The organism is Acetobacter sp. DsW_063 (assembly GCF_002153745.1).
Taxonomy (GTDB): Bacteria; Pseudomonadota; Alphaproteobacteria; order Acetobacterales; family Acetobacteraceae; genus Acetobacter.
The window spans coordinates 1-9,631 of the sequence record NZ_JOPL01000063.1 but is presented as its reverse complement, the minus strand read 5'-3'; the positions used below and the strand labels follow the sequence as shown (position 1 = coordinate 9,631).

The 9,631-nt window shown below is 59.5% G+C and carries 9 protein-coding genes; 8 read left to right on the top strand and 1 reads right to left on the bottom strand.

All coding sequences use genetic code 11. From position 1 onward, the window contains the following. Positions 1-319: 319 nt before the first annotated feature. From HK28_RS09435 to HK28_RS09410, 6 genes are all read left to right on the top strand, one after another. Positions 320-1,603: an N-succinylarginine dihydrolase gene (locus tag HK28_RS09435; protein WP_086644338.1), complete on the top strand. Its 1,284-nt coding sequence runs from the start codon at positions 320-322 to the stop codon at positions 1,601-1,603. Then, complete coding sequence (locus tag HK28_RS09430) at positions 1,600-2,661, top strand: arginine N-succinyltransferase (RefSeq protein ID WP_086644337.1); 1,062 nt, start codon at positions 1,600-1,602, stop codon at positions 2,659-2,661. The genes HK28_RS09435 and HK28_RS09430 overlap by 4 nt, the downstream gene beginning before the upstream one ends. Before the next feature lie 113 nt (positions 2,662-2,774). Beyond that, a complete protein-coding gene (locus tag HK28_RS09425) occupies positions 2,775-3,773 on the top strand; it encodes a helix-turn-helix transcriptional regulator (protein WP_086644336.1) in 999 nt (332 codons plus the stop codon). A 117-nt stretch (positions 3,774-3,890) separates the two neighbouring features. Beyond that, a complete protein-coding gene (locus HK28_RS09420; protein WP_086644335.1) occupies positions 3,891-5,081 on the top strand; it encodes a serine hydrolase in 1,191 nt (396 codons plus the stop codon). A 104-nt stretch (positions 5,082-5,185) separates the two neighbouring features. Further along, positions 5,186-6,175, top strand: coding sequence for an LLM class flavin-dependent oxidoreductase (locus tag HK28_RS09415; RefSeq protein WP_086644334.1), 990 nt, complete (start codon positions 5,186-5,188; stop codon positions 6,173-6,175). Positions 6,176-6,442: 267 nt separating this feature from the next. Further along, complete coding sequence (locus HK28_RS09410) at positions 6,443-7,522, top strand: fatty acid desaturase (protein WP_086644333.1); 1,080 nt, start codon at positions 6,443-6,445, stop codon at positions 7,520-7,522. 387 nt (positions 7,523-7,909) lie between these two features. On the opposite strand, the gene HK28_RS09405 is transcribed toward HK28_RS09410, so the two are convergent. Then, complete coding sequence (locus HK28_RS09405) at positions 7,910-8,788, bottom strand: LysR family transcriptional regulator (protein ID WP_086644332.1); 879 nt, start codon at positions 8,786-8,788, stop codon at positions 7,910-7,912. A gap of 115 nt (positions 8,789-8,903) precedes the next feature. Between HK28_RS09405 and HK28_RS14015 the strand changes: the two genes are divergently transcribed. Beyond that, on the top strand, positions 8,904-9,047 hold the full coding sequence (locus HK28_RS14015) for a hypothetical protein (protein ID WP_158093439.1): 144 nt from the start codon (positions 8,904-8,906) through the stop codon (positions 9,045-9,047). A gap of 5 nt (positions 9,048-9,052) precedes the next feature. Then, a complete protein-coding gene (locus HK28_RS09400; RefSeq protein ID WP_086644331.1) occupies positions 9,053-9,616 on the top strand; it encodes a glutathione S-transferase family protein in 564 nt (187 codons plus the stop codon). Positions 9,617-9,631 lie beyond the last annotated feature (15 nt).

Sequence of the window (9,631 nt, the reverse complement as noted above, 5' to 3'; positions counted from 1 at the left end):
CAGCAACAGCAACAGCAACAGCAACAGCAACAGCAACAGCAACAGCAAGCCAGAGCCGCACCGTCCACGAGCATCAAGAGCGCTTCACCGGATAAACGCAGCAAAACCCTCCGGCTTGCATCGCCGCATGATATTTCAGCGACACCGCCTCCGCATCCGTCCCGAACGCGTGCGTAATCGTGCGCGCTCCTGTATGACACGACCGCACCCCGGAACCGTCGGCCAGCTCGGACGGCGACGATGCTCCGTGAACAAGAACCCGGGCGCGCCCGACGAGGCCGCCCCTCGCATCTTTGACGTCCAGTGATGAAAGCCGCCTATGCGCGAGTTCAATTTCGACGGCCTGGTCGGCCCGACCCACAACTACGCAGGCCTCTCCTTCGGTAATCGCGCCTCGACCGGCAATGCTGGCGACGTCTCCCGCCCGCGTGCCGCCGCGCTGCAGGGTCTGGAGAAGATGCGGCGCATGGTGGAGCTTGGGCTGGGTCAGGGATTGCTGCCGCCGCATGACCGCCCCAACGTCGCGTGGCTGCGCCAGTGCGGGTTCGGCGGCACAGACGAAGCCGTCTGCGCGGCCGCGTGGCGCGACGAACCCGGCCTTTTAAAGGCCGCCTTCTCCGCCTCGCCTATGTGGACCGCGAACGCTGCGACGGTGTCCCCATCTCCCGACACCGCTGATCGCCGTTGCCATGTCTCTGTGGCGAATCTCTCCTCCATGATTCATCGCAGTCTGGAAGCGCCTGAGACGACACGACTGTTGAAGACGCTGTTCGCGAACGAGCGGTATTTCGCGGTGCATGACGCTCTCCCGGCCGCGCTGGGGGACGAAGGCGCAGCAAACCACATGCGCCTGTGCACGCATCACGGCGCCCCGGGCATCGAGATTTTCGTCTACGGGGAGACGATCCCCGGAGGGTTCCCGGCGCGGCAGGCTAAGGCCGCGAGCGCTGCGATCGCCCGACGTCACGGCCTGCTGCCGGAGCGCGTTCTGCTGGCGCGGCAGAGCGACGCCGCGTTGCAGGCAGGGGCTTTCCACAACGACGTCGTGGCGGTCGCGAATGAATCTGTCCTGCTGGCCCATGAGCAGGCGTTTGAGGACCGGGATGCGGTATACGGCTTCATCCGCCAGCACCTTCCTGAAGCCCGCATTCTTGAAGTGCCCGCCGATCAGGTCAGCCTGGAGGACGCCATTCGCTCATACCTGTTCAACGCGCAGCTCTTTACCCGGCCTGAAGGCGGGATGACTCTGGTCGTACCGGCGGAATGCGACGCCACGCCGTCGGTGAAACAATGGCTGGACACCATGCTTGCGGGGAACGGCCCAATCCGACAGGTGCAGACGATGGATTTGCGGGAATCCATGCGTAATGGCGGCGGCCCCGCCTGCCTGCGCTTGCGCGTCGCCGTGGACGAGGCTGCCGAAGCCGCGCTCGACAGACGCTTTTTGCTGAGTGAACGTCGGATCGACGCCATTGCCGCTCTGATCGACGAACGCTGGCCCGAACGCATCGCGCCGGATGATCTCGGCCACGCCGATCTGTGGGCCGATTGCCGCGCCGCCCGCGAAGCCCTGTTTTCCCTTCTGGGACTGGCCGCAGCATGAACCGCATCGCGCCGCCCCTCGCGCAATCTGCGACCGCAGCACGTCAGGGAGCGGAGTCTCCCTGGATCGTGCGCCCCGCGAATTCCAGCGACGTTGATGCTCTTTACGAACTCGCGAGCCACACCGACGGGGGACTGCTCAACCTGCCCCACGACCGCGACGCGCTTAAGGCTCGGCTGGGATGGAGCGAGGCATCGTTTGCGCGTCAGCTCGAAGCGCCGGAAAATGAGCTTTATTTTCTTGTTCTGGAAAACGAGGACACCGGCGCGATCGGCGGATGCGCCTGCGTCTTCTCGCGCATCGGCGTTCCCTGGCCGTTTTACAGCTACAAGATCGCCACGCACACGCATGTTTCGCGCGAACTGTCACACAGCTTCGCCGCGCGGCTTCTGCATATCGTCAATGACTTTGACGGCGCAGCGGAAGTCGGCGGCCTGTTCCTGCACCCCGACCACCGTTCCGGGGGACTCGGCGCGTTGCTGGCGCGCAGTCGTTACCTGTTCATCGCCCAGCATCGAGAACGCTTCCCCGAGAAAATTATCGCCGATCTGCGCGGTTATGTCGGCCCCGACGGGTCGCCATTCTGGAACGCCATCGGTCGTATTTTCTTCGGTCGCGACTTCCGTGAAGCTGACCACTACAATGCGCTTCACGGCAACCAGTTCATCGCTGACCTGATGCCGCGCTATCCCATCTATGTAGATCTGCTACCGAAAGCCGCGCGAGAGTGCATCGGCCGTGCGCACGATCAGGCCATACCGGCCCGACGCATTCTTGAAGCAGAAGGCTTCAGTCATGACGGCTACATCGACATCTTCGATGGCGGCCCCACGCTTTCGGCGCAGATCGCGAACTTGCGCACCCTGCGCGAAAGCCGCGAAGCCGTCGTGACCGACACGCTGTCGCCCGATGAAAACGGCGGCGCGGCGCTCGTGACGTCAGGCGCATTGAAATCATTCCGTGTGTGGCGAGATATTCTGGTCGATGACGGCGGAGAGGCGCGATTGCTCACGGCACGCCGGGCAGGCGTCGGCGCGGCGATCAGATACGTCGCCTGAACGTCGCGCGGGACATCTGGCGCGCTCTCCGGATATTTTGATTTCCGACGTCGCCCTCCCGAAGCGCAGACAAGTGGCACGCCCGTTCCCGCCACGAGAAACCTGCGCGCCCCATGCTCGAAGACGCCCTTCTGATCGACGCCAACGGCCTGCCTCGCCGACAGCGTCACAAGCCCCATTCATCCGATTGGGATGAAGTCAGAAGCTTCTGTCGCGACGCCTACATGCCCTACAGAACGGAAGCCCTGTCGGCGGCGGCGCGACCGGACGCCACCATGTACTCGTTCGACACCGGACGCATCCTTGCAACCCGCTTTGCCTACGGCACGCCAGTCCATCTCTCGGACTTCGATCCTTCCGCCGGTCGTGTTCTTGTGCTCACCACACTGCGCGGCGGTATCGAACATGCCGCCAGTGGATCGGGAAGCGTTTCGACAAAAAGCGGCGAGAGCTTTGTCGTTGACTGCAGTCGAACATCTTACTGGCTGCGGGCCAGCCCGGACCATCTGCAGTTGAACCTGACAATCGCGCACGACACGCTCGCGAACTTCGCCCGTCAGTGGTTCGATGCCGCACCCGGCGACGAGCTTTGGACCAAAAAGACGCGTTTCGGAGACCGAAACAGCTCATGGATCGCGCTGATGGAATATCTTGCGCGCTTCGCAAGCCAGTGGTCACCGGACAGCCGCGCCAGCGCGCGCGTCGAAGAGATGGTGTTTCTGGAGCTTTTGAAAAACTGGGCGACGAACGCCGGTATCGAACTTGACCGCCCGACGCTCGAAGCTGCGCCGTTCTATGTGCGACGCGCGGAGGAGTTCATGCGCGCGCATGTCGCGGCCATGCCCACGATGATTGAGGTCGCCGCAGCGTCAGGAGTCAGCGTCAGAACCCTGTCCGGCGCCTTCCGACGCTATCGCGGAGTCAGTCCCAGCGCTTTTCTGCGCGAACAGCGACTGCTGCACGCCCACCGCGACCTGCTTGAAGCCGGACCGGGCGAGACTGTCGGCGCCGTCGCCAGCCGCTGGGGCTATGTCAATTTCAGCGAATTTGCGCGCGGCTTCAGACAGCGCTTCGGTGAACTTCCGTCCGCCGTGCGGCGCGCTCACAACTGATTGACGCCAATCGGGCCGTTACGGCGCCGATAACAGGCGCCGCCTGCCGATCAGAGGCGGCGCACAGGTCGATTCAGAGCCATTGTCCCGAATATATTCCAATTCGAAGGGACAGTTATGCGCAACAAGACAAAAAGCCGCTGCGACGCCATCCTTGAGCGCGCCGTTACAGCCAACGACAGAGTGCCCGGCGTGGTCGCCATGGCGACGAACCGAAACGAGGCGTTCTACGAAGGCGCGTTCGGAGAGCGCTCCCTCGGCGGCGGGAGCGCCATGACGACCGACACGGTGTTCCGCATCTTCTCCTGCACCAAGGGCGTGGCGGGCGTCGCCGTCATGCAACTGGTCGAGGAAGGCAGGCTCGACCTCGACGCCCCCGCGAAAAACTATGTCCCGGAGATTGGCGATGTTCAGGTCATCGAGGGGTTCGACGCGGCGGGCGCGCCCATGCTGCGGGCGCCGAAACGCGACATCACCACCCGGATGCTGATGCTGCACACGGCCGGCTTCGGATATGATTTCTTCAGCGAAAGCTACCGGAGACTGGCGGAGGACGGGCGTCTGCCGAGCATCGTCTCCGCGAGCAAGGCCTCGATCACGGCGCCGCTGCTGTTCGATCCGGGCGAGCGCTGGAACTACGGCGTGAATATCGACTGGGCCGGGCTGGTCGTAGAACGCATCGCCGGGGCGCGGCTCGGCGATGTGCTGAAAGCGCGCGTGTTCGAACCCCTCGGCATGAGCGACACCTCATTCACTTTGTCTGCAGACATGCGCTCCCGCCTCGCTGCCATGCATCAGCGGGAAGATGACGGCGCGTTGAGGCCGCTCGAAGATTTCGAGCTGGCGCAGGACCCCGAAATCCATATGGCCGGACATGGGCTGTACTCTACCGTGGGTGACTACATGCGCTTCGTGCGCGTGATCCTGAACGACGGAGCAGGAGAGCACGGTCGCGTTCTGCGCGCGGAAACGGTCGCCGCCATGGCGCGCAACGGACTTGGGGACCTGAAAGTGACCCGTCTGGACGGCGTTATCCCGGCCCTTTCCAATGACGCAGAGTTTTTCCCAGGGATTTCAAAATCATGGGGGTATACGTTCATGATCAACGAAGAAGACGCTCCGACCGGACGGCCTGCTGGCGCTCTTGGGTGGGCTGGCCTTGCGAACCTCTATTACTGGATAGACCGTCGGAACGGGTTGGGCGGCTTCTGGGCCACGCAGATTTTTCCCTTCGCCGACGGGCCGTCTTTTAACGGCTACCTGGACTTCGAAACTGCGGTCTACCAGAGCTTATCCAATGTGAGCTGAGCCTCCGGGCCGTAGGGCGGGGCGGCGTGAACGTCTCCTTGCACTGGCGACGTCTCCGTGCGGCGCCCATATGAACCCGGACTGTCCGTCCGGAGGCCTCTAGCGTGATCCCCTTCTCCATTCTCGACCTCGCGGTGATTGCGCAGGGCGCAACGCCTGCGGACGCTTTCCGCAACACATTCGAGCTCGCACGGCTGGGCGAATCACTCGGCTTTCACCGGTACTGGCTCGCCGAGCACCACTCCATGCCCGGCGTCGCTTCCGCCGCGACCAGCGTCCTGATCGGGCAGGTAGCCGCCCGTACGGAGCGCATCCGCGTCGGCTCTGGCGGGGTCATGCTACCAAACCACTCGCCACTGACGGTCGCCGAGCAGTTCGGCACACTGGAAACCCTGTTTCCCGGTCGCATAGACCTCGGTCTCGGCCGCGCGCCCGGCGCCGATCAACGCACCGCCATGGCGCTGCGCCGCGATCCCCACGCCCCGGACCGTTTTCCGCAGGACGTGGTTGAGGTGTTGCATTACTTCGAGCCGTCAGAACACACCGATGCGCATCTCGTGCGCGCCGTGCCGGGCGCAGGATTACGCGTGCCGGTGTGGATCCTTGGCTCATCGCTATTCTCCGCCGTGCTGGCTGCGCAACTCGGCCTACCTTACGCCTTCGCGTCCCATTTCGCTCCAGGGCAGATGGAGGAGGCGATCTCTCTCTACCGGTCCCGTTTCGAACCATCCGAACGCTGCCCGCGCCCCCGTGTGATGCTGACCGTCAACATCGTCGCAGCGGACGACGAGGCGGAGGGAAAGCGCCTGGCCACATCGTTGCATCAATATTTCATAGCACTGCGGCATGGTCGGCCCATTCCCTATCCACCGCCGATCGACACGCCGAACTGGCAGCCGCAAGAGCAGGCGATGCTCGACCACACGCTGTCCTGCACATTCGCAGGCTCACCCGAGAGCATTTTGCCTCGTCTGGCCGGGTTCATTGATCGCCACCGTCCAGACGAGTTGATGATCGCGTTTCCTATTTTCGATCAAGCTGCACGGCGGCGATCTGTGGAGTTGGCTATGCAGATACGGGAGAAATTAGCCTGATATCGTGACAGTGACAGCGTCATCAAAGCAGGCAGGTTATTTATTACGTTTATAAGAAAAAATTCCCTTACCATGGGGTTTTTCTCGAAACGCCCAAACCTCGCAACTCGGAAATGCCCGCCCTGCCCGTCGGAGCCACCAAACAACGATATTCTACCACAGAAATGACTTCGGTACCCCGTATAACTATATTTAATATTTGACATAGTTCCAAAGCGTTCGACTTCTCAATATGGTTCCGCCCGAAATTCAATTTTCGGGGATGCAATGGGGCACTATCAACACGAAGAACAGCACTACACCAAGCGCCCCGATGACGTGACAGCAGTTATAAAAAAATACCAACGGTCCAACCCCAGAACAAGTCTCGTTCAGGTCGTTTCGACTGTCTGCGCTCTACTTGCTTGTTACATCTTGCTTTACGCTGGCTTCATGCACGGGTGGTGGGCCGTATTGCTCATCGCGCCTATTGCCTCTGGCCTGTCGGTAAGGACGTTCGTGCTGCAGCATGATTGCGGTCATGGATCATTATTTCGACACGACTACACGAACAACCTCGTCGGAAGATTATGCTCCCTGCTGACGCTGACGCCTTATGATCATTGGAAAAGACACCATGCGCTGCACCATGGCTCATGGAACAACACGGACTCCAGAGGTCGTCTGTCAGACATGTATTCTGACTGCATAACTGTCCGCGAATATTCCGCAATGACAAAATTTCAAAAATTTTTATATCGATTTAAAATTAACCCTATTCTTTCTATTTTTGTTATGCCGCCGATCATTTTTTTTATTTCATACAGGGTCGCCTTTGACGCTCCACGCGGCTGGGCCCGAGAGCGGTTGGGAGTCTACCTCACCAACGCCTGCCTGTTCTTTATTTTTGGGTTTCTAATTTGGTACGCCGGACTCAAAATTGTGTCCCTTGTCAGTTTCGTAGTCATCTACCCAGCCGCCGTAAGTGGCGTCTGGCTCTTTCTGGTTCAGCACAAATTTGAAGGCGTTCTCTGGAAAGCGAATCCGCAATGGAGCGCTTTTGACGCATCCCTGACCGGTTGCTCGTTCCTTCGCTTGCCACGCCTGTTACGGTGGTTTTCGGGAAATATTGGCACTCACCACGTGCATCATGCTGCACCAGGCATTCCGAACTATCACCTTCTGCCATGTCATAATGACCATCCCATTTTCCAAAATGCAAAAGTTCTAAATATGTATGATGGATTCCGGGCTTCATGGACAAACATGCTATGGGACGAAGACACCCGCAAGATGGTTGCGTTACGCTCAGTCCGGTCATCCAGAAACCATCGTCTGCCAAGAGTCAGAGCTTATTCTTTAAAATAGAAGAAGTTTTTGACACAATATAGATTGCGACAAAATCGCAAAAACACATCGATCGCCTCTGGCGGCAATATACCGCCAGATCTCCTGATTTCTGAAACATATATGCAATGAATGCAGTTGTATAAATATTCGCAAAAATCGTATCTTTTTGGTTTCTTCCGCAGAAGACTGATTTGGAGTGCATGATCCACCCCATCAAGCAAGCAGCAAGCAGAAACCATCCATCGTCGGAATCCCGCGCGCCCGAGGAAAAATGGCTTGTTTCATCCCGTCAGACGCCCAGAGAGCAAAAATGCGCCCCCTCAATCCTCTCATCCATCGGTAAATCTATAAACTATATCACTCCATTCGAGTGACTGACGCCCATTCCAGATCAGAATATAGGCTTTATCGATTCATCAACTCTTCTACAAAGGCTGCAAACCGGCGCGCCTTGGCGCTTGCCATGCGCCCTGTCGGAAATACCGCCCAAAGATCGATCGTCGGCAGACTCCACCCGGATAGCACTTTGCGCACGACGCCGGACTCCAGCTCATCGGCGAACATCCAGTCAGACGAGATAACCAATCCCATATCCGCCAGAACCGCAGCCCTTATTCCCTCGGCGGCGCTGAACTTTACGCGCCCGTGCACCGTGACTGACGCCGCTGTTCCATCCCGGGTGAAGGACCAGACATTGGGCTGTCGGCTATATACAATTGCCTGATGAGCTGCGAGGCCGGCCGGCGTCTTCGGTTCACCTGCCCTCGCAAGATAGGCCGGCGTCGCCATGACAGAACGCAGCCCCGTGGCAAGGCGGCGCGCAACGGCCGCAGAGTCAGGCAACTCTCCCATGCGCAACGACACGTCCACACCCTCTCCAACCAGATCGATCATCCTGTCATCGAGAACGAAGTCGATTTCCAATCCCGAATTGGCGGCGAGGAATTCCGGCAAATGCGGCACAATATGCAATCGGGCGAACGTAGTCGCCGCCGAGACACGCAGCTTACCCGTCAGGCCAGCCCCAGCCCCGCGGGCGGCGAATTCCGCCTCGTCGGCTTCCTGAACCGCGGAGCTCGCCCTCTCGTAAAACAATTGACCTGCTTCGGTCGTATTGAGTCCATGCGTAGAGCGGACAAGCAGGCTCACCTGCAGGCGCGCCTCCAACTGCGCAATTATCTTGGAAACGGCAGGCTGACCCACATTCAACAAACGGGCGGCGGCGGAAAACGAGCCAGTCTCCACCACCCTTAGAAAAGTGGTCATCGCCTGATAACGATCCATATTATTCCTCCCAGGAATGGGCGTTATCGCCGCAACCCGTCTGCCATGTCCAGAGTGACGCCGCTACGCCTTCACCATGCTTCGGGTGGTTCGGAGCGCAGCAGGAGATCAGGGCATGCTGGAGCGACTGGTAAGCGCACCGTCGGTGTTGAATGCGCTCTTCGCATTCCAGCTTCACGGCAGCCCGACGCAGGCGGCGATCGCCGTACTGGTTCCAATCCTTCGCCGCTTCCGCCCGGCTCTGCGGTATAAAGGATAACGACGATGTTCGATGTTTATGCATTTTCGACGCCGAATAGCGTCAAAGTTCTGATCGCACTTGAAGAACTTGATCTGGATTATAGGCTTCACGGCGTCAATGTCCGCCTGGGCGAGCAGAAATCCGCTGATTTCCTTGCATTGAATCCAAATGCCAGGATTCCGGTTCTGGTCGACTCCAGCGCAGACGGCCATCGGCTCGTGCTGACGGAGTCCGCGGCCATTCTGGTCTACCTGTCCGAGAAAACGGGAAAACTCCTTCCTGCTTCTGGTGAAGCCCGGTTTCGGACATTCGAGCAGCTTTTCTTTCACGCCTCGGGGCTCAGCCCCTCCTTCGGACAGGCCGGTTTTTTCCAACGCCAGGCGACAGCCCCTCAGCCATTGGCGATCGAGCGTTTCTCCAACGAAGCGGTCAGAACACTCAGAGTCTTGAATGGCGTTCTTGCAAATCGTCAATTTGTTGCCGGGGAAAACTTCACCATCGCAGACATCGCTCATTTCGGATGGCTCTGGCGGCGCGAATTCGCAGGGGTGACATTAGGTTCAGGACCTATTAATGTATTGAATTGAGCGAGAGGTTGTGAT

Coding starts and splice junctions, on each gene's coding strand:
- HK28_RS09405 (WP_086644332.1), bottom strand. CDS start 8,788: ATGGATCGTTATCAGGCGATGACCACTTTTCTAAGGGTGGTGGAGACT.
- HK28_RS09435 (WP_086644338.1), top strand. CDS start 320: ATGCGCGAGTTCAATTTCGACGGCCTGGTCGGCCCGACCCACAACTAC.
- HK28_RS09430 (WP_086644337.1), top strand. CDS start 1,600: ATGAACCGCATCGCGCCGCCCCTCGCGCAATCTGCGACCGCAGCACGT.
- HK28_RS14015 (WP_158093439.1), top strand. CDS start 8,904: ATGCTGGAGCGACTGGTAAGCGCACCGTCGGTGTTGAATGCGCTCTTC.
- HK28_RS09400 (WP_086644331.1), top strand. CDS start 9,053: ATGTTCGATGTTTATGCATTTTCGACGCCGAATAGCGTCAAAGTTCTG.
- HK28_RS09410 (WP_086644333.1), top strand. CDS start 6,443: ATGGGGCACTATCAACACGAAGAACAGCACTACACCAAGCGCCCCGAT.
- HK28_RS09420 (WP_086644335.1), top strand. CDS start 3,891: ATGCGCAACAAGACAAAAAGCCGCTGCGACGCCATCCTTGAGCGCGCC.
- HK28_RS09425 (WP_086644336.1), top strand. CDS start 2,775: ATGCTCGAAGACGCCCTTCTGATCGACGCCAACGGCCTGCCTCGCCGA.